The organism is Spiroplasma endosymbiont of Panzeria rudis (assembly GCF_964019705.1).
In the GTDB taxonomy this organism is placed as follows: Bacteria; Bacillota_I; Bacilli_A; order Mycoplasmatales; family VBWQ01; genus Spiroplasma_E; species Spiroplasma_E ixodetis_A.
On the sequence record NZ_OZ026460.1, the window covers coordinates 304,430 to 329,853 of the forward strand.

Sequence of the window (25,424 nt, forward strand, 5' to 3'; positions counted from 1 at the left end):
AATGAAAATTAGACAAAATTACTCTCTTTAACCCTTAAATTTTTAAATTTATATTCGACGTATTTTAAAAAATATACATTTAAAAAAAATAAAAATTATTCTCAAAGTTATTAAGGAAAAGACAAGAAATAATCTTGTCTTTTTTTGTAATTGTAAAATTTTAAAATTTTTAATAACCCTCTTTAACGCTATTATCAACACGTGTTAGGAAACTAAAAAAGTGAACTACAACACAGTTGTTAAAAATAGTAGCTAGCATGTGGACTTGCATGGATAAATAAAAAGTGGAGTGATACCTAATAAAATATACTAACCATTTAATGGTAATTCTTGGGGTGGGAGCGAATTGGAAACTAGTATATATAGACCTGTTGTAGTGACCTATTGTATTAATTCTATTCTTTATTTAACCAACCTTGCCACTACCAAGTGAGCAAGTGTTGGTTTTATTTTTTATTTTTTTGAAAAAATTTTTGGGCTCAAAAATAAATTTCAAACTTGTAAAAAAAAATTGAGCGGTGCCGGTTCAATTAAAATATTAATTTGTTTAACACAAATTAAATAAATATTGAATCGAATGCCTCGATTTCTTTTTAAAATTTCACAATTTATTTTTGAGCCCAGAATTGATGAAATTAATAAAACGAATAGTAGTAGTATTAATAATCTAAACATCAAAATATATGTTCTTTATGCTAGAAGCAACAGAACATATTAGGAAAGGATTATTATGCAAATAGAATTTAAAAAAGAACAAATTGTTAAAGATAAACCACAATCTATTCTTATTGATTATGTTGAATATAAATTATCACTTCCAAAATGAATGATTAAAAATAATTCTTTTATTGTTGATAACAGTTACACATATTGAGTTTTTAATTTAGAAAATATTAAAAGAGAATTAAGTGGTAATGAATTAATAAAATTATTAGAACCATATATTAAAGACCAAAAAATAACTGTTAATAAACCAACTGCTCCAAAAGAATATTATCTTAATGATATAAAACTTGAACCATTAAAATTTTATGAACAGCATAATAGTTGATTTATGGGTGAAATAACAGATAACAAAACTAAAATTACTAATCCTTGCTTTAAATATAACATTACGTGAGAAGAAAACAGAAAAGGTTTTAAAATAAATAATCCATATAAACATGATGATTTACCAATTAATTATCTAGTTACTTCTTATAAGGAAATTTCAACTCACAATGAAAAAATATTTTTGTTGAACATGTAAACAAAATAAATTAGATTATTTATTCTTTAATACTAATGATATAAAAACAAGAAAATATTTTTTAAGAGATAAAAATAGTAAAGCGATTTGTTATGACTGTATTTTAAATATTAGGTTAAGTAGGAGGTATAAATATGGATAAAGAATATTTAACTAAAAGAGGAACGATTTGCATACCAGACAGTGATGATATTGAATTTAAAATAGGACTAATTAAACTGATTGATGATTTAAAAAAAGATAATTTAGTTTGTGGTCATAAAGAATTTATTGAAGAATGTAAATATTGTTGATGTAATTGTGATTTAGAAATTATTAAAACAGTTATTAGAGGTTAACTTAATTAATGCAATATGATTTAATTATTGGAATTGACCCCGCTGGAATTGGTAATAATGGAATTGTTATATATTCAAATGAAACTAATAATATTGTTTTTAATGAAACATTCAATACATTAACTGTTTTATGAACTAAAAATATGTATAAAGAAAAATTTATTGATAAAAAAATATTAGTTATTGTAGAAAATTTCTTTTTAAATTCAAAACAATTACTAACTAATCCATTATCAACGCCCAAAATCATTGGTGCATTAATGGTATTAGTTCAAGATGTTTTCAACTGAGATTATCTAGAAAACCAACCAAAAAATAAAAATAAAATAACAAATTATAAAGGAAATATAAAATTAACAAAACATGAACAAGATGCTTATAAGCATATTCAATATTATTTAAAAAATCATAAAAAAATATTAATTTTTGATAATTATTTAAGGAAATTATAAACATGAAAGATAAAGCAAATTATGTCAAATTAACAGTAAAACTAAGTAATACTATTGAAGCAAAATATTACGAAAAAGGTAATAAAGAATTATATTATAGTGTTAGAGGTCAATGAAATGGATTAAACTATGTTACTTTAATTTTTAACAACCCAAAATTTTATAGACGCTGTATTTTATTAAACAAAAATGATGAAATTATAGTAACTGGTCAAATTTTTAATACTTTAAATATTGCTAAAAATCGTGCATTTTGTTCAATTAATGTTAAATGATTTAAAAAATGAAAAGAGTAAAAAATGATATTATGAAAAATTTTATTAATAGTACCAATATTAATAACAAGCATAACACTAATAATATTTTTAATATTTATTATTAAAGAATTAAAAAATGAATATAAAGTATTAAAAATATTAAGTGAAATTTCTAATCAAATTAAAACTAAGGAGAAATAATAATGAATAAAGAAGAGTTAGAACAATGAGTATTTAATGAAATAGGTAAAATTGAAAGTATTAAAGAAGATAAATTATTACATGAAAATTGTATTAATAAAGAAAAATTAGTATCTTTTTTATCTGAATTTTATAATAATTTTAATCAAGTTGAAGACAAATGATTTCAATCAAAAGCAGATACTTATGCAAATATATTAGAATATTTAGAAAGTAATGAATTTTATAATGATAATAAAAATTAAAAAGAATAATAAATGTTGTTATGGTAGAGTTTTTGCTCATAAATGTAATAACTTATGTAAACAAAAACAAAATAAAAGAGTTAGGAAAGAAAGGTTAAATTATGAATAAAGAAAAATTAATTTATTATCTTGATAATGAATTTATTGAATTACTTAAAGATGATATGAGTGATGAAATTAAGATTAATATTAGTAATTGAAAACTTAAATTAATAATGAAATTACAAGAAAAAATTCAAAATGGAGAATTTGACTAATGATTATATTACCTACTTTGTTTGAAAATAAAGATGAAATTGAAATATTATCACCATTTCCAAAAGCAATTCATACAAGTAATGATATTAGAGCAATTATTTTAAGACAATATCCAAATGTTAAATCAAAACACATAATTGTTTCTGACCCCGAAAGTAATGTTGCATTAATAGTTGGTGATAATGATGTTTATCAAGGTTGAATTAAAGTAACAATTAAAAAATTAGAAAATTAAAGGAGAATAAAATGCCAAATGAAAATACACAATCAAATTATACATTAACAAAATTAATTAGAACTGGTATAAGTCCTATTTGTGCAATGATTGGTACAAGTGCTTATTATGGTCAAGTAATAAGTAATCCATTATTAGGTTCAATTAATAGTTTATTATTTGGTAAAAAATTAGGTTTAGATATATGAAATTTAAATCAAAGACCAAATACTAAAACTAAATTAATTAATAGTTCTAAAAAAATATTACTAGGATTAGGGACTATTGGTTTAGCAAATTATAGTAAATGAACAGAAAATAATATTACTCCAATTATTCCAACAACACCAACTCCAATAACTACTACAACTACAACTGAGGGTCCTCCATGATTACTATTAGATAAACAAGAACATCAGTCATTAATGGATTGAGATACATATATTAGTTTAAATGCTTATGGTATATCAAATCTTATTAGTGGATTAACTGAGTTAATACCTAATAAATTTGAAGCAATAAGAAAGATTTGTAATATGGCAACTGGTGGATGCTTAATATCAAGTGGTGTAGCAATGGGTATAAATAATGATTTTAATAATGCTTATGCAATTCCTACTATTGTTGCTGGTGGAAGTGAAATAATCCATAATTTACTACCTATGGAAACTACACATCATAATGAAGAAATGCAAGAAACATCATTTAATGATGAAACTGCAAGATTAGTAAATGATAATAGATTCACAATTAATAGTGAAACAACCAGTCAATATGGTAGTGATAATATGAGCGAAGTACCATTAAATCATGATAATGCTTCATTAAATTGAGATTATAATCACATGAGTTTATAAAGGAGGTGAATAATTTATGAATAAAGAAAAAATACTTGAATATTATAATAATGAAATAAAAACATATAACGAACAAATAGAAGAATTAGAAAGAAAACTATCTTTATTAGTAGAAGTTGTAAGTAATTCACAATCAATGATTGAAAGAATTAATGGTGGTCAATTTGATGAATAATTAAAAAATAAACAATTGAAAGGAAAATATTCAGATGAAAGAATTTTTACATGAATTAATAATTATTGGAACAAGTGTTGGAACATTAATTTGCAGAGAAATTATTGTTTTATTAAAAAGATTTATCACAACTCCAAAACATGTTAGAGCAAATAACAAAATTATAAAACATCAAAAAAAATTAGCAAAATTAAATGAAAAGATTAATAAAGGAGAAAAATAATATGACAAAAATTGAATTTAATGAAAAATATAGAAAACAAGATATCAGTATTGATAGAGATTTTGATTTACATATTGATAATTGTTTTAAATTTACTGATATTGATACATTAGAAAATGCAGTTAATGATTATAAAAAATTAATAAGTGAAATGCCACAATTAGTTAAAGATTGATTTTTGGGATAAGATTAGGAGAATGTTAAATGTTAGAAAATGAAGATAATGTTCAACAAACAACTGAACCTTTAACTGAAAATAATGCTCAACAAGAAATAGAAAATAAAGTTAATGAAGCAGAAAATAAGTTAAATAAACTTAATCAAGAAATTAAAGAAAAAGAAATAATTAATATATTTAAAAAATATCAAGTTAAAACTGAATTTTATGATTATTTAAAATTTAAAACTCATAATTTAGAAAATTCAAAAATTGAAGAAACTATTAAAAAAATGATTAAAGAACAACCAGTATTTAAAGAAACAATTAATACAGGTGGCAATAAACAAATAATTATTAATAATAAAACAAATGATAAAGAAAATTTTTTAATTAATTATAAAAAGAAAAATTATTTATAAACGAAAGGAAGAAATAAAATGTCAGTACCATTTAATCAAAATTTAGACAATACAGAGAGATTAGTAGAAGCACCAGAATTTATAGAGTTTTTTAAAATTTCAAATAGTCCATGGGCAAACTTTTTCCCTACTGAAATTGTTGACTCAGTAAATATTGAGTTTATTGTTAAAAAACCAAAAAAACCAGAAGTAAAAATTATTGCTTGAGATGATAAAAGTAAAAGATATGAATTACCATATGTTGATACAGATAAAATTAGTAAAAAAATAACTAAAAAATATCTTGCAGGAGAAATTATTGCAGATGTAGATTTAAAAGCAAATAATGGACAAAATTTATTAAATAGTATGCAATATGAAGTTGCAAATGATTTAGCAGATAAATTGGCAATTGATGATACACAAGCAATTGCAAAATTTGCTACTAAAATCGATATTGAAGATACAACACCAGTAGGCTATTTAAAATCAATGTTATCTGCTTGAAATACTTTGTTTCAATTTAGAAACATTGCAAATAGTAAATTTTTTATTACTAATGGTCTTTATGATAGTTTAGTTTATTTAGCAGATAATAAAGGTTTAATTACCGATAATCAGTTAGCTCAACAATTACGTTTAAATGGAAATAATTTATATGTAAAAGGTGTACTATGTGAAATCGTTCTTGATGATTATATGATTTTTACTAATGATAAAAATGAACAACAATTAATGACCTTTATTTTAGCAACTGGATAGGTTACACTTTATTGGACACTAATTACGTAGACAAGTGAACAAATTAGTTAAAAGAAAGGAACTATAATTATGGCCAATATTAACTCATATACCGATGAATTTAAAAAACAAATAGTAGCTTTATATCAAAGCGGTAAGTCAGTGTCTTGTCTTGCTAAAGAGTACAATGTTACAAGAGAAGCTACTTATAATTGAATTAAGCAATTTACTAATTCAGGCAGTTTTAAAACTAAAGATAATCGTTCTATTGAAGAAAATGAATTAATTAAATTAAGAAAAGAATTAAAACAGTTACGAATGGAAAATGATATTTTAAAGCAAGCAGCACTAATAATAGGCAGAAAATAGAAATTATTGCTAAAAATAAAGTTAAATATAAAATTCGCACAATGTGTCGTTTTTTAAAACTTTCTAAATCAACATATTATTTTAATTTAAAGGAAAAAGAAAAAAAACAAAATAATATTTATGATGAAGCTGTTATTAGTGCTTTTAAAGAAAATAAAGAAGTTTATGGAACAAGAAGATTAAAAGTTGTTCTAAAAGAAAAGAATATTTATTTGTCACGCAGAAAAATTAAAGAAATTATGAATAAACATAATTTAATATCAAAATACACTAAATTATCATTCAAAAATCATCATAATAAAGTCAACGATAGTCAAATAACCAATATCGTTAATAGAAACTTTAATAATAGGCTTAAAAATGAAGTTATTGTTAGTGATTTAACTTATGTTCAAGTTAATGGTAAATGAAACTATATTTGCCTATTAATTGACCTATTTAACCGCGAAATTATTGGACATAGTGTAGGTACTAAAAAAGATGCATCATTAGTACATCAAGCATTTATGCACTCAAATCGTTGTTTAAAAGATATTCAAATATTTCATAGTGATCGCGGTAATGAATTTAATAATAAAATTATTGATAAACTTTTACTAGCATTCAATATTAATCGCTCTTTAAGCAAAAAAGGTTGTCCTTATGATAACGCTGTTGCTGAAGCAACTTTTAAAACTTTCAAAATTGAATTTATTAATGATAAAAATTTTACATCATTAATCCAATTAAAATTAGAATTATTTGATTACATCAACTGATATAACAAGATAAGAATTCACAGCACTTTAAACTACTTAACTCCAGTTAATTATCAAAAATAAATGTCTACCAAAAAATAGTCCTAAAAAGGGTTGCCATTCCAACTTAATTGAAAGTGTTTTAACATATAAAATCCATCAATACAATTTAATTTTTTGTTTAAATAAAAAAGATTAAAATGACTAAAATCTATTAATATTAATCCTATAATTAAAGTTAAAATAGTAAAAATAAATAATAATACAGTTAATAACTGTAATTTTTTAAGTGCTTTAATTTTCATTTTTAAATTCTCCTTAATTTTACTTCATAATTTTAACACTTACTAAACTTAATTATAAGTATTTTAGTTGAAATATTTTTTAAAAAATAGTAATATGAATGTACAATTTCATAAAAATCCAAATTATTTCTTGTCTGAAATATAATAAGACTATATGAATTAATTTATTCCGGATTTTTGACAATCTCCCTTTTCATTACTACCAAGTGCTTTAACAATTTTTTCATTACATAAATATGTTATACCAATTCCTGGTATTGTACTAAGCAAAAACCCACTACCAATAATACTCACTTTTTTTCATATATTTAATCCTTGATAATTATATATTAATTGTTGTCTACTATCTTCTGATATTCCTTCTTGTCTTATCATAATTTACTCCTATTTTTTAATTTGAGTTAATAAAATTAATTACTAATATCTTAACATAAAAACTAACATTAATATTTTAATAAACAATTAATTAATATATTTAATATTCTAAAATAAAAATAATAAAAACTAATTAATGGAAATAAGTTTATTAAATAATAAAATAATTAAAACTTCTTTTCATTTTTAATATAATCTCATATATTATCCTTTCAAAGTTGCTAACATTACAGCTTTAATAGTATGTAAACAATTTTCTGATTGTTGAAATACCTTTGATGCAGAAGATCGAAATACTTCATCAGTAACTTCTAATTCACCTGTTCCACCATATTGTTTAACAATATCTTGAGTAATTTGTGTATTACCATCATGAAAACTTGGTAAAGAATGTAAAAATATAACATCTGATTTTGCAATTTTCATTTTTTCATTATTAACTTGATATGGCATTAATTCTTTAATTCGTTGTTTTAATAAAACTTTATCTTCAGATACAGATGTTCAAACATCAGTAGCAACTACGTCAGCATCTTTACTTGCTGTTTTATAATCTTCTGTTAAAATAATAGAGCCACCCGTTTCTTGAGCAATTTCTTGACATTGTTTTAATAGTTGAGGATATGGTCATAAATTTTTATTAGCACAGATTACTAAATTCATTCCTAATTTTGCACTAATAATCATATAACTATTAGCCATATTAAAACGAGCATCTCCAAAATAAACAAATTTAATACCTTTAACATCTTTATTTTTTTTACACTCTTGAATTGTCATAATATCGGCTAGCATTTGTGTTGGATGATATAAATCAGTTAAGCCATTTCATATTGGAACACCGGCATTTTCAGCTAATTCTTCAACATCAGTTTGTTTATATCCACGAAATTGAATACCATTATAAATTCTACCAAGAAATTTAGCGGTATCAACAATTGATTCTTTAATTCCTAATTTACTACTAGTTGGATCAAAATATGTTGAATGCATTCCTAAATCACAAGCAGCAACTTCAAACGCGCTTCTTGTTCGTAATGAATCTTTTCGATATAATAAAGCAACACTATAGCCTTTTAACGGCTGTTTTTCTATTCCTTTTTGTTTTGCAATTTTTAAAGTAGCAGCTAATTCTAATAAGTAATAAATTTCTTCTGAAGTAAAATCTAATAAACAAATAAAATTTCTGCCTTTTAAATTAATAGCCATGATATGTTTTCTTCCTTTCAGTTCCTAATATCTTTATTTAATTTAACATTGATATACAATATGGGCAACACTCTGGCCACATGACAATTCAGAATTAGTAATTTCATAAAAATGGATATGTATTATTATATTTAATTTTTAACTCAAATTTATTAACAGCAAGTAATTATTTTGTTAATAAATTGTTGAACTGAAAGTTGTTTTAAATATTTTTCTAGTGAAATAATATATTCTTTTTTAGAATTCCATTCTTTCAAAATTTGATTGATTAAGTAAGAACATATTTTTTTATCTTGGATAATACTCGTTACAACAAACTTTTTAATATAAAATACTCCAATACCATTTCTGATAAAAATTTTAGCAAGTAATAAAACTATTTTTAATTTATTAATTTTTGAATATATATTAATAGCAGACTTACTTTGCATTCAGTATTCTCCTTAACTTAAAATATTCTTTTTTCTCTCTCATAGTTAACATTTAAAACCTTTTTTTATATTTTTGCAATACATATACAAAAAATTACTAATGAATATATATATATATTAAATTAATAAGTGTATTTTATTGTATATTTAAAATTTAAAACTATCAAAATAAAATTTTAAATATACAATAATAAATGAAAATGAAAAATATTAGTTTAGTAATTAAATGTAAAATTAAAAAAACAAAACTTTAAAACTTACTAAAATAGAATATTTTATAAAAGTTTTGAAAATAATGTTTTATCAATAAAACTTAATATAATTTTAAATTTAAAATTTGTACCTAAATTATAGGTACAAATTTTTATTATTTCTCATTTTGCTGTGTATACATCACAATACGTAAAATAAGTTGTAATATTTCATAAATCATACGAATCAAGTAATAAATAAACTTAATTTGGAAAATTCAACTAATAGCACGTATTTCTTTTTCATTTAAAATACCAACAAGATTTTGACAAATTTCTTTTCTTGATTTAGCATAAAAAATCATTTGCATTGAAGAAAAAAGAATTAATAAAATACTACCTAAAATTGATAAAACAATTGAAAGTATATTGGCGCTCGCTGCTGATAAAGTAATTCAAGAATTAGCAGGTGAAAGAGCAAATAGAATAGCAAGTGCAAAAGGAATTAAAACAAAAAATAATGTTATTTTACGAGAAAAATCTCATCAAAAAGTATTAAAACGACTACTATTTGAACTACTTACTGCCCAAGTACTTTCCATTGCCATTGCTAAAGTATAAATAGAACGACGGTGATAAGTTCATGGTAATAATCTTAAAGTAAAATTACCATTATTAAATAAATATGGCCTTAAATAAAAAAACCTAGGTTCAACAGTAATACTATTAATATTACCAAATCCCTTAAATTTTATTCTTTTTGCATTAATACCGTATGTTTTTAAATATTTTTGAGATAACTCGCCACCAGTTAAATTAGCACTATTTTCAGGATGGAATCAAGAATACTTAATTCAAGTGAAAAATCAAATCATAGTAACAACAAACAAAATTATACCAACAATAGCCACTAAGCTTGCTAAAACAATTAAACTAGTTGATCAAGTCTTTGGATCATTTGGATTAACTGAGGATAATAATAAATTAGTCATAATCTTCTCCTTTCTAACTATTTGAATAGAGTCTACAATATTATAACATAGTATTATTCCACCACGAAAAGAAAGTTATAAACTTCTTGATCACCATCAACAATTTCATATTCAATATCATAATCTTCATCTAAAATTTTTTTCATAAAATTAATTTGATCTTTTGAATAACCTTTACCTTTAAAAATAGTAATTATTTCTGCACCATCTCAAATTAATTTAGTAAACAATACTTTAATTACATTAAATAAATTTTCATTTGAAGCAATAATTTTTTCTTTACCATCTTTATTACGAAAACTAACAGCAGAAAAAAAGTGTTTTTTTCCAATTTTAATACCATCTATTTCAACATCACGATCAGCAACTGTTATATAACCAAAAGCAGCATATTTAATTTCACTTCACATATTTTTATTATTTTCTTTTGCACTTAATTCAGGATTAAAATTTAAAGCAGCACGCATACCTTGAGCAATATTTTTAGCAGGTAATACAAAAACTTTTGATTTTTTTTCTAATTTTCTTGCTTGTTCTGCTGCTAAAAATAAATTACTATCATTTGGTAAAATAAAAACATTTTTTGCATCGACAATTTCAATTGCCTTTAAAAAGTCATCTGTTGATGGATTAATTCTTTTTGAATACATAATAATATTATTAACCTTTAATTCATCTCTAAAAAAGGTTTCAATTCCTCTACCGGGAACAGCAGCAATTAAAGCAAATTTATTATTTAATTTACGAATTGGTTTAATAGTTTGTGTATGTGCTTTTGCCTGTTCCGTCATATTTTCAATTTTTACTTTTAAAATTTCACCAAATTTCTGAAAATAATTTAAAATTTGACCCGGTTTTAAAGTATGAACATGAACTTTAATTAAATCTTCATCATCTACTAAAACTATTGATTGACCATCCATTGTTTCTAAATCAGTTCGTATTTTGCTTAAATTAAAATCTAACTTACTAACTTTATTTAGTTTTACAATAACTTCTGAACAATAACCAAAGTTTTCTTGATTTAAAACCATTTCTAATTTTGCTGTATCTTGTTGTTCTAATTTTTTCTTTGGTGAAATAGCTTTACCATGCTTTAAACCATACACCATACCTTCAACAATATAAACTAAACCAGCACCACCCGAATCAACAACTCCTACTTTTTTTAAAATTGGCAATAAATCAGGTGTTCTTTTTAACGATTCATTCATTCCTTCTAGTAATTTTTCAAAAATATAAAGCGAATCTTTGCCTGTTATTTCTAATTCATTAATATAACTAGCACCATCTTTAATAATAGTAAGAATAGTACCTTCTACTGGTTTCATAACTGCACGATATGCATAATCTTGTGCACTTTTTCAAGATTTTAATAAATCCTCATTACTAATGAAATCATTTTTTAAATCTTTTGTTTTTATAGTTTGAAAAAAACCACGAAAAATTTGAGATAAAATAACTCCAGAATTACCACGCGCACCCATCATTAAACCACGAGAAAAAGTAGTAGCAAATGTTTTTAAACTATCATATTCTTTGCCATTTAATTCTTTTATACCATTCATCATTGTTAAATTCATATTTGTTCCAGTATCACCATCAGGTACGGGGAAAACATTTAATTTATCAACTTCAAAATGATGATTATAAAGATTATTAGCACCGCTAATAAGCATAACTTTTAAGGTTTTAATATCAATTTTTTTCATTTAATTTCACCTTATATTTTCTTTTATTCTTCAATTAAATCATGAACAAAAATGTTAAGTACTATATAGTCTTGATGTTTAATAATCTTTTCAACAATATATTTTAAATTTTTCTGAGTTTGATTCATAATATTTCAAATATTATTATTAAAAAAACAAACTATATTAATATCAATAATTCAACCTAAATCAGACTTGTTAACTTTAATTCCATAATTATTATCTTTTTCATAAATATTGGCAACACCTGGGACAGATAAAATACTTTCTGATAATGCTTTTTTAATAATGTTCATAATATCTTTATCTTTTTCCACATAATCACCCCTATTATATTAATAATAAATTAAATTTATATAAAATAAAATCTCTTATAATTTTTATAGTCTCTTACATTATACCTAATATAATATATCAAGACAATAATAATCTTAAAGATAAAGATATTATATATTGATAATGGTTTTTTCTATATAAAAACATAATTAAGAAAAACTAAACTACCTAATTATTAAATATAAAATACTATCTATAATTTTAAAAATTAATATTAATACAATAATAATTAAATAATTACTTATTCTTAACTGTCTTATTTTTATACTTAAACATTATATAATAGAAAATAATAAAATTTAATAATTTTGAAAGGAACAATAAATATGTTAAAAATATCTACTAATTATTTACCAGATCCCACTGAATATGCTAAAGTTTTTTGTGAATATATATTCAAAACTTTAATAGAAAAAATAATATATTTTTATACAACAGTCAATGGGTTTCTAGATCAAAAATTTATTACATTTTTGACTAATGAAAAAATTGCTAATGAATTTAATAAAACAAAAAATATGGATTTAGAAACATTAATAAAAGAATTTTATGATATACATCATAAAATTAAAATTCCACTAATAACAATAAATAAAAAATTAACAAAAGAAATTGAAAAAGAAGTAAGTGAAGTATTTAATAATACAACTACTTTAACTATAATTTTTTATAAAATTTGTATAAAAGATAACGCAACTAATAGTGATATTAGTGATTTTTTTATTGAAAAATATACAAAAAAAATTATTAATACTTTTAAAAATCTCTATTTGGAATGGCAACCCTTTTTAGGACTATTTTTTGGTGGACATTTGTGTTTGATATTTAATGGGGGTTAAGTAGTTTAAAGTGCTGTGGATTCTTATGTTGTTGTATCAATTGATATAATCAAATAATTCTAATTTTAATTGGATTAATGATGTAAAATTTTTATCATTGATAAATTCGGTCTTAAAAGTTTTGAAAGTTGCTTCAGCAACAGCATTGTCATAAGGACAACCTTTTTTGCTTAAAGAACGATTAATGTTGAATGCTAATAAAAGATTATTAATAATTTTATTATTAAATTCATTACCGCGATCACTATGAAATATTTGTATATTTTTTAAACAGCGATTTGATTGCATAAATGCTTGATATACTAATGATGCATCTTTTTTAAATCCAACACTATGTCCAATAATTTCGCGGTTAAATAAGTCTATTAATAGGCAAATATAGTTTCATTTGCCATTAACTTGAACATAAGTTAAATCACTGACAATAACTTCATTTTTAACCCTATTATTAAAATTTCTATTAACAAGATTTGTTACTTGACTATTATTAACTCTGTTATTATGATTTTTGAATGATAATTTAGTGTATTTTGATATTAAATTATGTTTATTCATAATTTTTTTAATTTTTCGTCTTGATAAATAAATTCCTTTATTTTCTAGAACAACTTTTAATCTTCTTGTTCCATAAACTTCTTTATTTTCTTTAAAAGCACTAATAACAGCTTCATCATACATATTATTTTTAATTTTATCTTCTTTTTTATTTAAATTAAAATAATATGTTGATTTAGAAATTTTTAAAAAACGACACATTTTACGAATTTTATATTTAACTTTATTTTTAGCAATAATTTCTATTTTCTGCCTATTATTAGTGCTGCTTGCTTTAAAATGTCATTTTCCATTCGTAACTGTTTTAATTCTTTTCTTAATTTAATTAATTCATTTTCTTCAACAGAACGATTATCTTTAGTTTTAAAACTGCCTGAATTAGTAAATTGCTTAATTCAATTGTAAGTAGCTGCTCTTGTAACATTGTACTCTTTAGCAAGACAAGACACTGACTTACCACTTTGATATAAAGCTACTATTTGTTTTTTAAATTCATCTGAATATGAGTTAATATTGGCCATAATTATAGTTCCTTTCTTTTCACTAATTTGTTCACTTGTCTACGTAATTAGTGTCCAATAAAGTGTAACCCATCCAATTATATTTTTTATTACTATAACTATATCAAACATTTTAGAATTAAAGATAACAAAAAAAGAAAGGAAATGTTTAGTAATCTGTGTAACTTACAAAAATAACTATGTTTAATTAATTCTAGTAAATATAATTAAATGACTAGAAAGAGTGAGTTACACAGATTACTAAACATTTCCCTAAAAAACTAATGCTAATAATTGTATACTTTCATAAACGTTTTCTTTAATCTTTATTTTCTGTTACGTCAATAATAACTTCACTATTATCATCAAGAATTTCTTTAGTTATAAATTGACCAACGCTTTCAGCACCAGTTTTATCAGCAACAGTTTTTAAACGACTTAATTGTTTTTCCAACGGAACCAATGTTTTATTAATGCCAACATAAAGATCGTGATTTTCTACTAAACACTGTAAAAAATTATTATTTAATAACTGAATATGAACGGAAATATTATATGTATGATTACTATTTCTTTCAATACCAACTTTAGCAATCATATCTTTTTTAATATATTTAGAATACTTTTCTTGTAAATAATTAAAATTTTTATCAACAGCATTTTTAATTTCATAAGTAATATTAATATTTTTTCCATGGACAATAACTTGCATGATTAATTGCTCCTATCTTTTAATTATTATATACATTTTCCCATAAACAAATAAATTTTAAAAGATAATAGTGTAATTAAATTTAAATTATTAACAACTAAGCAAAATACCAATTATATTTATAATATGCTCAATATAATCTTCAATTAAATTAATGATTAATACTCTATTTTTTATCTTTTCATGATTTTTGTTTTAAAAAATTTTGTTTTCCATTAAAAGCAATAGCTGTTTTTCAACGTGGATAATTATTACCTTTAGTAATAGCATTAGTATTATTCATTGGTTGTAAATTACTAATATCAGAAGTGCCTCCATGAAATAAAGGTCGTTGATGTATAATAGTTCAATTATAACTTTTAGGATCATCATCAAGTTTAACATTACTAATAAAGTTATTCCTAAACATTAGCGCACCTGCATAGTCTTTTCGATATAACTGTGGATTATAATCATCAATAATTTCTCCTTTATTTCATACTTCTTCAATTTGTTGTGGTGTTCAAGTTACTTCGCTATTAACAAAATTACTACTGTTATTAGTTTGAACAGGATTCGGATTACTAGTTACTTGATAATCAAGTAATTTTGATTGTGGAAGTGCACCTCCACCAGTATTATTAATAACTATATTTATACCTTGTGTTGATTTATCGTGTTCATTAAAAAATAGATCTGTAAATGATGGTCCAATAGTTTGTTCACCAAAAAGAGAATTTTGTTCAACACTCGCGGATATTTCTGTTGCTGATAAAGCATTATTATTTGTCAATGATAATGCTTTTTTTGATTTATTTCTTAGATTAGCCATTATTAATCATAAAGAAAAAAGTACTAAAAAGAAACTACAAATTAATGCAAAGCCTCAAGGCAAAATAAAAAATAAAACATTAATAATTTTTTTGTCCATAACATAACTATAAATTTTTTTATAACCATAACTTATTAATAATCCTGAACCAATAAGTAAGACAAGCGAAATTACTACTACTATTAATACTCATACTAAAGTTATTACTCTATATTTATTTAAAAAAATAAATGGAATTGTAATAAACACTAGAGTAATAACCGAAAAAATTAAAGTAAAAATTGTTAAAATCTGAAAAGTAAGAGTAAATGTAATGCCTTTACTATTAATTACTTCAGTTAAAATTACTAAAATCTCATTAGCATTAGTACGATAAAGTATAAGTCATAATACTCAACTTATAATCAAAGTTATTGCCATTAACCCCGAACTAACAATAATTCCTCAACGATTATGAGAATTAATGTTTCTATAATTCTCTGCTGACACTTCCATACTAAAACCTCACAACTCTAAAATCTCATATATTAAATTCTATCATAAATGATGATTAACATGTTTAACGACAATTATGAAATATAAATGAAAATATAACCTTTATAAAAATACTTCTTGAAAATTAAAATTTAGATTTAACTTAATAAAAATGTATCATAATATTTTTAATAAACTTTAAATTTGCAATGTTCTTGCGAATAATTTTTTGTTAAAAATTGTTGATTTTGTGATTCTGATTTATTAATTTCTTCAATATTTAATCTTTCATCTAATGATTCATCTTCAAAAAATTTCCTTCTACTCTCTTTTTTTGCTAATCTATTTTTTTCTAAAATATCAAATAAACTTTCTACTTTTAATGTACTATTTAATTGAGATTGTACTAATCTTTTATCTGCTTCTAACGTGGTAGTCATTTCTAATTTTGCAAGGTCTAACTGCTTAGTTAAAATATCTTGTTGTACCCTACTTCTTTCTAGACTTAATTGTTCAAGTTCTTTTTCCCTAATCAAATTTTCTGCTTCTATCTTCCTTTTTTCTAATTCTATTTTTTTATATTCTATTTGTTTAGTTAAAATAATTAATTCTTTTTCATTTATTTCTAACTTTAATTGTTCAAGTTCTTCTTGCTTAATTAAATTTTCTGCTTCTAATCTTTCTGTTTCTAATCTTTCTTTTTGTATTTCTGATCTTATTTTACTAATTTCTAATTCCTTATTTAATTTTTTATTTCATTCTTGAAAAAATTTTTTGATATTTTTTCTTCTTTTTCTTTCTGCTCAAATTGAAAGTGTATTACCAATTATTACACTTCCAGAAAAAATAGATATTGGTACTAACCCAACACCACTTACAAACAAGCCAGTAATAGCAGCAGTACTTATAACAGCTTGAATACCAGTTTTTCAATAAAATTTTTTATTTTCTTTATCTAAAGTTTTTTTTGCAATAACAACAGTTTCATTATTACAATTATTTAAATTTTGTAATTGCGTTTCCATATCTTTTATCCTTTTCAATTGTTTATTTACATTTTTATATATATGTACTTATTTTTTTATGAATTGATAATGAACAATTATTACTTGTTTCTACATTTACTACTTTTGTTAAATTAAATTCTTGAGGGATCGGTGATGAAGTAATATTTAAACTAGTTATGTTATTAAGTTTTGCTAATTCTTCTCTTACTTTAACTAATTCAAGTTCAACTTTAGTTCTTTCTAATTGTTTTTTAACAATTTTTGCTCTTACTGTTTCTAATTGTAATTCTTCTAATTTTCTCTGAAGAATACTTGATTTTTCATTATTCTCATCTTCTAGTTCTACTTTCTCTTGTTTATTTTGTTTAATCGTAGCTTTAATAACTGCACCCATCATAGCACCAGATGTACCTGCACTAGCTGCTATTCCTAAATCAGAACATTGAAAGCCATCAATTCCACCAGCGGCTAATGTTACTACTGTAGCAGTACCGGCAGCTATTATAGGTAAATTTTTTACAAAATTTTTTTTAAATTTTTTTCGAAAACTTTTTTTTCTTGATAGTGAAGGTTTAACAATTTCCACTACATAATTATTTTCATCTTGCATTGAAGAAGCAAATGAAGATTTACTAATATCCATTTTTATTTCTCTCTTTCTAATCTATGAAAAATATCCTTCTGATTAATATAATTTAATAAAAAACTAATATAAATAAAAAATACTTATATTAGTAATGAACATATATTAAATTATTAATAATAATATCACAAATATTGATTTTAATAAAATTTAATATTTCATTTTATTACTAAAATAATTTATTATAATAAATATTAAAAATAAAGTAATTTTTCGTTTATAAAAAAATATTAGATATAATACTTGTAATCTAAAATATAGTTTTTGACCTATTGTTTTATTTTTTAACAAATAGGTTTTTATTTTAAAAGGGGGACAAAATGAAAACAATTAAAAAAGAGCAATTATTTACTAACAAAACTTATTTAATAAATTATGAAACTATAGAAAAAATTAAAAAACAACTACTAAATTTAAAAGCAGAAAAAATAAAACTTATTCAAAAAAGTGAGAAAATTGAAAAAAAATTAATAATTATCAAAAAACTATTCAATTTTGAATTAAACAAAATAAAGAAATAGAAGATAAAGTATTTCAATTTAATATTCAAATCTATAAATTAAAGGAACAAAAAATTAACAAAATTAAAAATTTTTTTATTAATCTTTTTTCATTTGGAAAAATAAATAAAAATAAAAGTATTAATAATTTAATTGAAACAGAAGAAATAAATTGTGAATTATTTAAAAAAACAAAATTAAATAATCAACAAAAAATTAATATTTTAAATTCAAATTATATTGAAAAACAAACAGAATATGCAAATTTAATAACTAATATTAATCAAATAACTGAACATGAAAACAAATTATTAGAAGATAAAAATAATTTGTTAAATAATAACAATAATTTATTAATTGATTTATTAAATCAAAAAGAACAGCAAGAAAAAGAAACAATTGTCGAAGTCAATGAACAAATGGTTGAACAATTTGAATCAGAAATATTTCAACTTAGTGAAAAAATTTCTGATTTGGAAAATCAATTATTATCTAACAGTAGTGATGAAGGTTTTAATTCAAAATCCACATCAACAGATTCTTTAAATTCAGATATTTCAGTACCTCTAAAAATGCAACCAAAACTACAAATATCTAACCCCATTAATAAACAAAAAGAAAAGGACATCCCTTGAGAACAAACACTACGTAAATATGAAAATGATATTCCAACAAAAAATTATAAGCAAAGAATAAAGCCAAGTAATTCAAGAATAGTAAAATTTTAAAAATTAAACATATTTAAATAAACGCCTTTTATGGCGTTTATTTAAATTATATATTAAAGAAATTTTCAATTTTTAGAAATTAGCAATATCAACTTTATCTTTTGCTTTTGGTATATCAATTACTGGTGGAGATTCTGGATATACTTTATTCATACTACTTGCTAAATTTCTTACTCATTTACCACGATGATAAATAAATAAAGAAATAATCATCTTAAGAACATCACAAGAACGCATAATAGCATAAATATAAACAATATCTAAAGGACTATAATGTACCTCAATAAATAAAATTAATATTGAAAAACACCAAGTAAAACAACTATCAACAAGTAAAACAGTAATTGCTAAGCCACCAGCACGAAATGCATAAATACAAGTATACAAAATAGTATAAGCACTAAAAACTATAGCATCAACACGCATAATTCAACTAGAAATTCGTAAGGCTTCTGTTGTTGCATTAAATAATAATTGTGGTAAAAAAAATGAAGATAAAACTAATAAGCCAGCAAAAAATAATGATACAAAAAAGCCTAACCTAATTAAATGTTTAGCATTATATTTAGCACCAATCAAATCATCGGCACCTAAACGATTGGCAATTAACACCGAAGAAGCAATACCAAATCCAATATATAAAGTATAGAACATGGTATTAATCGTGGAAGCAATTGCCGAACCACTTAATGCTTCAAAGCTTCATTGCGAAATTAATCTAATAATCATTGTCGTAGCAACTGCAAATAATAAATCATTTAACATTAATGGCCATGTTTTAATTATAATTTTTTTAAATAAATCACCCCTAATCTTAAACATTTTCAAAACTTTTGGTTGAAATTCATATTTCTTTCATATAATAAAACCACTAATTAATGCCAACTGAGCAATTCTCGCTGTTAAAGTAGCAACTGCTGAACCTCGTGCTCCAATTCCTGTAACTGCACCAATACCATTAATTAATAATAAATTTAATAAAAAGTTAATAAATACTGAAACAAAAGTTAATATTAATGAAATATAACCACGTTTTGTTTCGCGAAATACTGAAACAAAAGCAAAGTTTATTCCTAACAATGGATAAGAAAAAACAATTCATTGATTATAATCAATACCTTGTGCTGTTGCTAAAGATGCTAAATGAAATTCATAATAACGTAAAATAATTTGTACAAATTGGGGATCATTTTTATCAATATTATGAATATTCATAAAATCAATAAGTGAATTTTCACTAAAAGGATGATTATAATTTAAAATGTCCTTTAACTCATTAATATCATTAAGAGTTAATCCTTTAGCAGCACATAATTGATTAAATTTATCCAATGCACTACTAGGACTAGTAGTATAAGAAATTAAATATTCACCTACTGTATAAGATAAAATAATAACTATTACTCCAATTAAAAATCCAAAAATAATTCTCATTCTTACTGTTTGTCTTAAAGAAGCATATCTTCCAGCTCCATAAAATTGAGCACCAAAAATACTAACACCGTTGATAAAACCTCCCATAACGGCATAAGTAATAACAAAAATTTGATTAGAAGCAGTAACTCCCGAAACAGCAATTTGTCCTGCTGAATATTGCAAATGATAAAAATGTTCTAAACCATTATCTTTTCATCAACTTCAATTATCTCAAAGTCCTAATGAAGTAAAAATATCCCTAATATGATTATTCATTGGCTTTAAATCACTAATAAAACTATCCTTTAATTCTCCAACCATAATATTATCTAGTAAATTCATTGATGCTGATAATATTTGTTGCAATACTGCTGGAATAATAATCATTAATGCTAATAAATATCATTTTTTAGTAGCAAAAAAATTACTAATTTTATGTGGATTTGCTCTATTATTAATTTTAAATCCACTAATTTTCATAATTTCACCCTTATCATTAATTTGCTCTATATTATAATAATAATTTTACATCATTTAAATAATGAGGTTTGAAATTTAATATATAAAAAATACTTAAACTACTAAGTAAAATCTCTACGATTAAATACTAATCATGAAGAACAAAATAAACCAATACCAAGCAAAACATAGACAGTCAATAAAACTGGAAAATTAAGAATTTTACTATTAGTTGCTTTATTGGTATCAACTTCATAATTTGTGTTAACTTTATTAAAACTAACTAAATAAGGATCTGCTGTCATAGCATACTTCCTTGGATAAGAAAAGATTGAACCTTGTTTAGTCGATATTCCATCTCAAATATATTTTAATTGATAAAAAATATTTAAATAACGCATTGCTTTAACTTGTGATGTCTTAGTATTAAGAGCATCATATTGTGATTGAGAAAGAGATGTATTTAAACCCGTAATCATAAGATTTACTGAATAATCAACATCATTGCTACCAACACCATTTGATCTTTTGGGACCAAGGTTATCAAGTCCAACTTTTTTACCTGTCATTAATTCTTCAAAACTTTGTTCTTTTCATTGACGAAAAGCATTACTAATATTGTAAATATGAGTAACTAAGTCTTTAGGAGCATCAGTAGTTGGTGGAGTAATAGTACTACCATTCTTAATTGCTAATACTATTGTTTGTTCTTTTTGATAATCATAATTATTTGGATACTTAACTTCTTTAATATATGTATCGTAAATACTAAACATAGCCTTTTGAATAGATTCAATAGTAGTTGTTGGGTTTTTTCTATATACATCATTAATTCAATCAATATCAGTTTTATCTAATTTAGCTTTTACATTATTATAAACTGCTAATGACTGTGAAACAACATAATATGTAGGATCAAATGTTACTAAACCATTAATTAATGTCGCAAAAATATTGAATAAAGCAGCCATTCCAATCATAATTGCAACTAAAGCCTTAGCATTTAAAATTAATGAAAATAAAATAGCAATTGAAGAAATAATTAAATCAAAAATAATAGCAACACCAAATAAAATTCATAAATAAGGAAATACCGCACTATAAATAGTTGAACTACCAATGCCAGGAATAGTAATGACAAAACTAGCAATAAAAATAGATAAAAATAAATATAAAATAATTACCACTTGTAAAGATAATAACTTTTCAGTCCAAATTCTAGTTCTACTAACTGGTTTTGATACTAAAATCAATAAAGTACCATCATCAATTTCATCACGAAAAACTTGTGTTGCTTTAACTGAAATAAATACAAAAATCATAATTGATAAAAGTACCGAGAATGATAATACTTTTCATTGTGGTACATAAAAATTTAATGCTTGATCATAAGTTAATTGTTTTATTGCTTCAGAACCCACAAATAACGAAATTAAAGACCAAGATAAGGCAAGAAAAATTAAAGTTATAATAAAAATAATTCAAGTTGAAGGAGTAGCAATCATCTTTTTAAAAGTATAACGAAATATTGGAATTATTTTTCTCCCTTCTTATTTTTATCATTGGCTTCCATAACAATTCGTTCATACATTGTTTGTAAATCAACAGTATATGGTTTTAAATAAGTAATGATAATATTAGCATTTAAAGCAATTGCTAATACTTCTGCAACTTGTGCCTCAGTTTTAATATTTACCAATAAACGATTTTCATTAACATCTACTGAAAATTTTTTATCTATTAATAACTTCATTAATTTATTATTATCATTATTAGAACTTATTTCATATAATGAATCAGTTTTATTAACCAATCCTGTATAAACAACTTTACTATAATTTAAAACAGTAACTTCATCAGCTAAATTTTGTAATTCAGATAAAATATGTGATGAAATAAAAACAGTTTTACCTTGCTCACGAAGTTTTCTTAAATCATTAAACAATTCTGTTCTCGCTGTTGGATCAAGATTAGCGGCTGGTTCATCTAAAATTAAGACATCTGGATTATTTAATAGTGATTGTGCTAATAACACCTTTTTCTTCATACCCGAAGAATAAGCATTAGGGTTACGTTTTTTAAACTTTCATAAATCTAATTCCTTTAAAATCATTTCTGTCTTTTCCTTAGCAACTTTATATTTCAAACCGCTAATTTGTCCCATTGAAATTAAATAATCATAAGTAGTAATTCGTTTAGGAAATCTTGCAGCTTCTGGAATATAACCAACTTGTTTTTTTGCTTCAACTGTTCATGAACGCTTACCATGAATAATTAAATCACCGTGTGTTTCAACCATAGCGCTAATTAAACATTTAATAGTAGTGGTTTTGCCTGATCCATTTGGACCAATAAAACCATGAATAGTACCTTTTTTAACTTTAATAATAGCATTATCAACAGCTTTAAATTTTTTAAACTGTTTAGTAAAATCACGAATTAAAATTGCATATTGAGCATCTTCAGGATTAACTATTACATTACGGTTATAATGATTACGTCAGTTTTTAAAATATGATTTAATAAAATTTAGAAATTTATGTTTTTCTTTTGATTTAGCATTAACATCATCTTCAACTAAAGAACTATTAATAACTGGTTTTAATATTTCTTGTTTTTTCATACTCATTCTCCTAACTACTTAAATATAATAATTACTATATGATTAATATGCTTAATACTGATATATTATATATTAATTTATAATTCAAAAATAAAAAAATTAATAATATTAAAGATATTGACATTGAATAACAATTACTAAAAACCTATCACTAATTAAAATATCTGATTAATGATAGGTTTTTATTATAACTTTTTATATCCTTAATAAATTAATTGATTTATATCTTTATTATAATTTCAATTTGATTTAAATAATAAAAAAAATAAACAAAACTGTTTATTTCATAATTTCACATATAATGGTGGGACTAAATGGACTTGAACCATCGACCTCACGCTTATCAAGCGTGCGCTCTAACCAGCTGAGCTATAGTCCCAAAAAGAGCAACAGAGATATTATATATTTGTTCAAGCACGATTGCAATATATAATAACAATATTTTATTTAATTTTTATTTAATATTCTTATAATAAAAATTTATATTTTTAAAAGTAAAAAAAATTTTTTGTATAATTTATTCATACAAGGTTTTTTATTAAGAGGGGATTGAGAATGACAAAGATTAAAATACATATCTTAAAAATTGAAAAATGAAATCAAAATTTAGGAAAAGAAGCAACACTAAATGATGATGATATAAAAGATATAAATGAGAATGAGAATATAGAAAAAATTAATGATGATATTATTGCAAAATCACCTACGTTTTCATAATCATATTTTTATTGTATATTTATTAAAATTTTTTAATAAAAAATACTAAATATGAATTAAGTAAAATGATATAATTTATATATAATTTACTTGTTAAATTATATAAGTTTGAGAGGTAAAAAAATGAATGGCAATAAAAATGAAATGAAAATAAAACTCAAAGAAATTTATTTATTAAAATATAAAACAAATCAAAGTGATGACATAAAATATAAAGCATTTGAAACATTAGAATTAGCAACACTATTTCATCTAAGTTTTAAAGAAATAGTAACAAAATTTGGATACCCTAATCGCGAAATTATTCACTATGAAATTATTGTAATACCATTTAATTTAGATGCAAGTAGAATATTGAATCAAATTAATAAATCAAAATAATATTAAGAAAATATTCAAATATTTTCTTAATATTATTCATTTATATAATTAATTAAAACTTTGCTTATACAATCAATAATTGTAAAAACAATATAAATTTGTTATCATTTTTACATAAAATAATATAGTTTTTAACTTATTATTTTTATTATCTAAAAATGTTTTTTTATATTTAAAGAGGTATCAAAATGAAAAAAGTTAAAATATTAAAGTTAACAACTATAATATTATTTGCAATCACGGTTTTAATTATAATTACTGGTCTATACTTAATTTGATTTAGTAACTTTTATTTTAAATTCAATAATAATGAACAATGCCATTCAAATTTTAAAGATGGATATACAATGTTAAAACATTTTGGTTTAAGTTATACTATTAGCACTTCAGCAAGTTCTTTCTGTAATTTAAGTCATTTTCCTGATAATTACTATCCTTGAATTCAATTACAAATTGGAGTTATTTTTTGTATAATTATCACTCCAATCTTACTATATACAGTATTTCTATTCATAGTAATTATTTTTGTTTTTAAAATAAGAGAAAAAAATAATAATTTTTGAGATGCAATCGAAAATTTTGAGGAAATGTTTAGTAATCTGTGTAACTTACAAAAATAACTATGTTTAATTAA

36 protein-coding genes and 1 tRNA gene are annotated in these 25,424 nt (G+C 22.9%); 21 read left to right on the forward strand and 16 right to left on the reverse strand.

Annotation, left to right across the window (positions count from 1 at the left end; all coding sequences use genetic code 4):
- Positions 1-730: 730 nt before the first annotated feature.
- The 15 genes from AACK89_RS01680 to AACK89_RS01750 all read left to right on the forward strand — a co-directional run bounded on the left by AACK89_RS01680 (position 731) and on the right by AACK89_RS01750 (position 6,958).
- Positions 731-1,249, forward strand: a complete 519-nt coding sequence (locus AACK89_RS01680; protein WP_281748673.1) for a hypothetical protein — start codon at positions 731-733, stop codon at positions 1,247-1,249.
- A gap of 134 nt (positions 1,250-1,383) precedes the next feature.
- A complete protein-coding gene (locus AACK89_RS01685; protein ID WP_281748672.1) occupies positions 1,384-1,587 on the forward strand; it encodes a hypothetical protein in 204 nt (67 codons plus the stop codon).
- An 8-nt stretch (positions 1,588-1,595) separates the two neighbouring features.
- On the forward strand, positions 1,596-2,039 hold the full coding sequence (locus AACK89_RS01690; RefSeq protein WP_338978871.1) for a hypothetical protein: 444 nt from the start codon (positions 1,596-1,598) through the stop codon (positions 2,037-2,039).
- A 2-nt stretch (positions 2,040-2,041) separates the two neighbouring features.
- Positions 2,042-2,335 (forward strand): hypothetical protein, encoded by a 294-nt coding sequence (locus tag AACK89_RS01695; protein WP_281748670.1) that lies wholly within the window; start codon positions 2,042-2,044, stop codon positions 2,333-2,335.
- A 3-nt stretch (positions 2,336-2,338) separates the two neighbouring features.
- Positions 2,339-2,497, forward strand: coding sequence for a hypothetical protein (locus AACK89_RS01700; RefSeq protein WP_338975867.1), 159 nt, complete (start codon positions 2,339-2,341; stop codon positions 2,495-2,497).
- Positions 2,498-2,499: 2 nt separating this feature from the next.
- Positions 2,500-2,742 carry a hypothetical protein gene (locus AACK89_RS01705; RefSeq protein ID WP_338975868.1) on the forward strand — a complete coding sequence of 81 codons (243 nt, stop codon included), beginning with the start codon at positions 2,500-2,502 and terminating at the stop codon, positions 2,740-2,742.
- A gap of 101 nt (positions 2,743-2,843) precedes the next feature.
- The gene (locus tag AACK89_RS01710; protein ID WP_338978873.1) at positions 2,844-2,999 is read left to right on the forward strand and encodes a hypothetical protein; all 156 of its coding nucleotides are present in this window, start codon (positions 2,844-2,846) and stop codon (positions 2,997-2,999) included.
- A complete protein-coding gene (locus AACK89_RS01715) occupies positions 2,999-3,235 on the forward strand; it encodes a hypothetical protein (protein WP_174480108.1) in 237 nt (78 codons plus the stop codon). The genes AACK89_RS01710 and AACK89_RS01715 overlap by 1 nt, the downstream gene beginning before the upstream one ends.
- Positions 3,236-3,246: 11 nt before the next feature.
- Positions 3,247-4,071 (forward strand): hypothetical protein, encoded by an 825-nt coding sequence (locus AACK89_RS01720; RefSeq protein WP_338978875.1) that lies wholly within the window; start codon positions 3,247-3,249, stop codon positions 4,069-4,071.
- A gap of 16 nt (positions 4,072-4,087) precedes the next feature.
- Positions 4,088-4,246 (forward strand): hypothetical protein, encoded by a 159-nt coding sequence (locus AACK89_RS01725; protein ID WP_338978877.1) that lies wholly within the window; start codon positions 4,088-4,090, stop codon positions 4,244-4,246.
- Positions 4,247-4,280: 34 nt separating this feature from the next.
- The gene (locus AACK89_RS01730; RefSeq protein WP_174481134.1) at positions 4,281-4,469 is read left to right on the forward strand and encodes a hypothetical protein; all 189 of its coding nucleotides are present in this window, start codon (positions 4,281-4,283) and stop codon (positions 4,467-4,469) included.
- A 1-nt stretch (position 4,470) separates the two neighbouring features.
- Complete coding sequence (locus AACK89_RS01735) at positions 4,471-4,656, forward strand: hypothetical protein (RefSeq protein WP_338978879.1); 186 nt, start codon at positions 4,471-4,473, stop codon at positions 4,654-4,656.
- 17 nt (positions 4,657-4,673) lie between these two features.
- On the forward strand, positions 4,674-5,048 hold the full coding sequence (locus tag AACK89_RS01740) for a hypothetical protein (protein ID WP_338975874.1): 375 nt from the start codon (positions 4,674-4,676) through the stop codon (positions 5,046-5,048).
- 18 nt (positions 5,049-5,066) lie between these two features.
- Complete coding sequence (locus AACK89_RS01745; RefSeq protein ID WP_338978880.1) at positions 5,067-5,789, forward strand: hypothetical protein; 723 nt, start codon at positions 5,067-5,069, stop codon at positions 5,787-5,789.
- A gap of 69 nt (positions 5,790-5,858) precedes the next feature.
- Positions 5,859-6,958 (forward strand): IS3 family transposase gene (locus tag AACK89_RS01750; RefSeq protein ID WP_338978882.1). Its coding sequence is split into 2 segments (ribosomal slippage): positions 5,859-6,102 and positions 6,102-6,958, totalling 1,101 coding nucleotides; the frame shifts between segments, so codons are not numbered across the junction.
- A gap of 20 nt (positions 6,959-6,978) precedes the next feature.
- Here AACK89_RS01750 and AACK89_RS01755 read toward each other — a convergent pair.
- The 7 genes from AACK89_RS01755 to AACK89_RS01785 all read right to left on the reverse strand — a co-directional run bounded on the left by AACK89_RS01755 (position 6,979) and on the right by AACK89_RS01785 (position 12,406).
- Complete coding sequence (locus AACK89_RS01755) at positions 6,979-7,179, reverse strand: hypothetical protein (RefSeq protein WP_338978884.1); 201 nt, start codon at positions 7,177-7,179, stop codon at positions 6,979-6,981.
- A 159-nt stretch (positions 7,180-7,338) separates the two neighbouring features.
- Positions 7,339-7,554 carry a hypothetical protein gene (locus AACK89_RS01760; protein WP_338978886.1) on the reverse strand — a complete coding sequence of 72 codons (216 nt, stop codon included), beginning with the start codon at positions 7,552-7,554 and terminating at the stop codon, positions 7,339-7,341.
- A gap of 204 nt (positions 7,555-7,758) precedes the next feature.
- Positions 7,759-8,763: an ornithine carbamoyltransferase gene (argF, locus tag AACK89_RS01765; protein WP_338974627.1), complete on the reverse strand. Its 1,005-nt coding sequence runs from the start codon at positions 8,761-8,763 to the stop codon at positions 7,759-7,761.
- Positions 8,764-8,915: 152 nt separating this feature from the next.
- A complete protein-coding gene (locus tag AACK89_RS01770; protein WP_281748602.1) occupies positions 8,916-9,194 on the reverse strand; it encodes a hypothetical protein in 279 nt (92 codons plus the stop codon).
- A gap of 367 nt (positions 9,195-9,561) precedes the next feature.
- A complete protein-coding gene (locus AACK89_RS01775) occupies positions 9,562-10,377 on the reverse strand; it encodes a hypothetical protein (RefSeq protein WP_338978888.1) in 816 nt (271 codons plus the stop codon).
- Between the two features lie 53 nt (positions 10,378-10,430).
- Positions 10,431-12,089: a DAK2 domain-containing protein gene (locus AACK89_RS01780; RefSeq protein ID WP_338978890.1), complete on the reverse strand. Its 1,659-nt coding sequence runs from the start codon at positions 12,087-12,089 to the stop codon at positions 10,431-10,433.
- 23 nt (positions 12,090-12,112) lie between these two features.
- Entirely contained in the window at positions 12,113-12,406 is a 294-nt protein-coding gene (locus AACK89_RS01785) for a hypothetical protein (RefSeq protein ID WP_174481144.1), read from the reverse strand.
- 345 nt (positions 12,407-12,751) lie between these two features.
- Between AACK89_RS01785 and AACK89_RS01790 the strand changes: the two genes are divergently transcribed.
- Entirely contained in the window at positions 12,752-13,264 is a 513-nt protein-coding gene (locus AACK89_RS01790; protein WP_338978891.1) for a hypothetical protein, read from the forward strand.
- Here AACK89_RS01790 and AACK89_RS01795 read toward each other — a convergent pair.
- The 5 genes from AACK89_RS01795 to AACK89_RS01815 form a co-directional block, all read right to left on the reverse strand.
- A protein-coding gene (locus AACK89_RS01795) for an IS3 family transposase (protein WP_338977698.1) occupies positions 13,220-14,340 on the reverse strand; the annotation gives its coding sequence in 2 pieces (ribosomal slippage) (positions 13,220-14,097 and positions 14,097-14,340; 1,122 coding nt in all). The two genes, AACK89_RS01790 and AACK89_RS01795, sit on opposite strands and share 45 nt — an antisense overlap.
- A 298-nt stretch (positions 14,341-14,638) precedes the next feature.
- On the reverse strand, positions 14,639-15,031 hold the full coding sequence (gene hpf / locus AACK89_RS01800) for a ribosome hibernation-promoting factor, HPF/YfiA family (protein WP_174480838.1): 393 nt from the start codon (positions 15,029-15,031) through the stop codon (positions 14,639-14,641).
- A gap of 166 nt (positions 15,032-15,197) precedes the next feature.
- Positions 15,198-16,337, reverse strand: a complete 1,140-nt coding sequence (locus AACK89_RS01805) for a hypothetical protein (RefSeq protein WP_338978892.1) — start codon at positions 16,335-16,337, stop codon at positions 15,198-15,200.
- 167 nt (positions 16,338-16,504) lie between these two features.
- Positions 16,505-17,341, reverse strand: coding sequence for a hypothetical protein (locus AACK89_RS01810; protein ID WP_338978894.1), 837 nt, complete (start codon positions 17,339-17,341; stop codon positions 16,505-16,507).
- 34 nt (positions 17,342-17,375) lie between these two features.
- On the reverse strand, positions 17,376-17,966 hold the full coding sequence (locus AACK89_RS01815; RefSeq protein WP_338975365.1) for a hypothetical protein: 591 nt from the start codon (positions 17,964-17,966) through the stop codon (positions 17,376-17,378).
- A gap of 320 nt (positions 17,967-18,286) precedes the next feature.
- Here AACK89_RS01815 and AACK89_RS01820 point away from each other — a divergent pair, with 320 nt between their 5' ends.
- Complete coding sequence (locus AACK89_RS01820) at positions 18,287-18,487, forward strand: hypothetical protein (protein WP_338978896.1); 201 nt, start codon at positions 18,287-18,289, stop codon at positions 18,485-18,487.
- Between the two features lie 308 nt (positions 18,488-18,795).
- Positions 18,796-19,194: a hypothetical protein gene (locus tag AACK89_RS01825; protein ID WP_338978897.1), complete on the forward strand. Its 399-nt coding sequence runs from the start codon at positions 18,796-18,798 to the stop codon at positions 19,192-19,194.
- A 72-nt stretch (positions 19,195-19,266) separates the two neighbouring features.
- Here the strand turns inward: AACK89_RS01825 and AACK89_RS01830 are convergent, their stop codons facing one another.
- From AACK89_RS01830 to AACK89_RS01845, 4 genes are all read right to left on the reverse strand, one after another.
- Positions 19,267-21,090, reverse strand: a complete 1,824-nt coding sequence (locus tag AACK89_RS01830) for an MATE family efflux transporter (RefSeq protein ID WP_338978899.1) — start codon at positions 21,088-21,090, stop codon at positions 19,267-19,269.
- Positions 21,091-21,191: 101 nt separating this feature from the next.
- Positions 21,192-22,574, reverse strand: coding sequence for an ABC transporter permease (locus tag AACK89_RS01835; protein ID WP_338978901.1), 1,383 nt, complete (start codon positions 22,572-22,574; stop codon positions 21,192-21,194).
- A gap of 29 nt (positions 22,575-22,603) precedes the next feature.
- On the reverse strand, positions 22,604-23,692 hold the full coding sequence (locus AACK89_RS01840; RefSeq protein ID WP_338978902.1) for an ABC transporter ATP-binding protein: 1,089 nt from the start codon (positions 23,690-23,692) through the stop codon (positions 22,604-22,606).
- A 302-nt stretch (positions 23,693-23,994) separates the two neighbouring features.
- Positions 23,995-24,071, reverse strand: a tRNA-Ile gene (locus AACK89_RS01845).
- Positions 24,072-24,247: 176 nt separating this feature from the next.
- Between AACK89_RS01845 and AACK89_RS01850 the strand changes: the two genes are divergently transcribed.
- The 3 genes from AACK89_RS01850 (at position 24,248) to AACK89_RS01860 (ending at position 25,410) form a co-directional block, all read left to right on the forward strand.
- Positions 24,248-24,409 (forward strand): hypothetical protein, encoded by a 162-nt coding sequence (locus AACK89_RS01850; protein WP_252319474.1) that lies wholly within the window; start codon positions 24,248-24,250, stop codon positions 24,407-24,409.
- Between the two features lie 123 nt (positions 24,410-24,532).
- Entirely contained in the window at positions 24,533-24,790 is a 258-nt protein-coding gene (locus tag AACK89_RS01855; protein WP_281748997.1) for a hypothetical protein, read from the forward strand.
- A 347-nt stretch (positions 24,791-25,137) separates the two neighbouring features.
- Positions 25,138-25,410, forward strand: a complete 273-nt coding sequence (locus tag AACK89_RS01860; protein WP_338978903.1) for a hypothetical protein — start codon at positions 25,138-25,140, stop codon at positions 25,408-25,410.
- Positions 25,411-25,424: the final 14 nt, after the last annotated feature.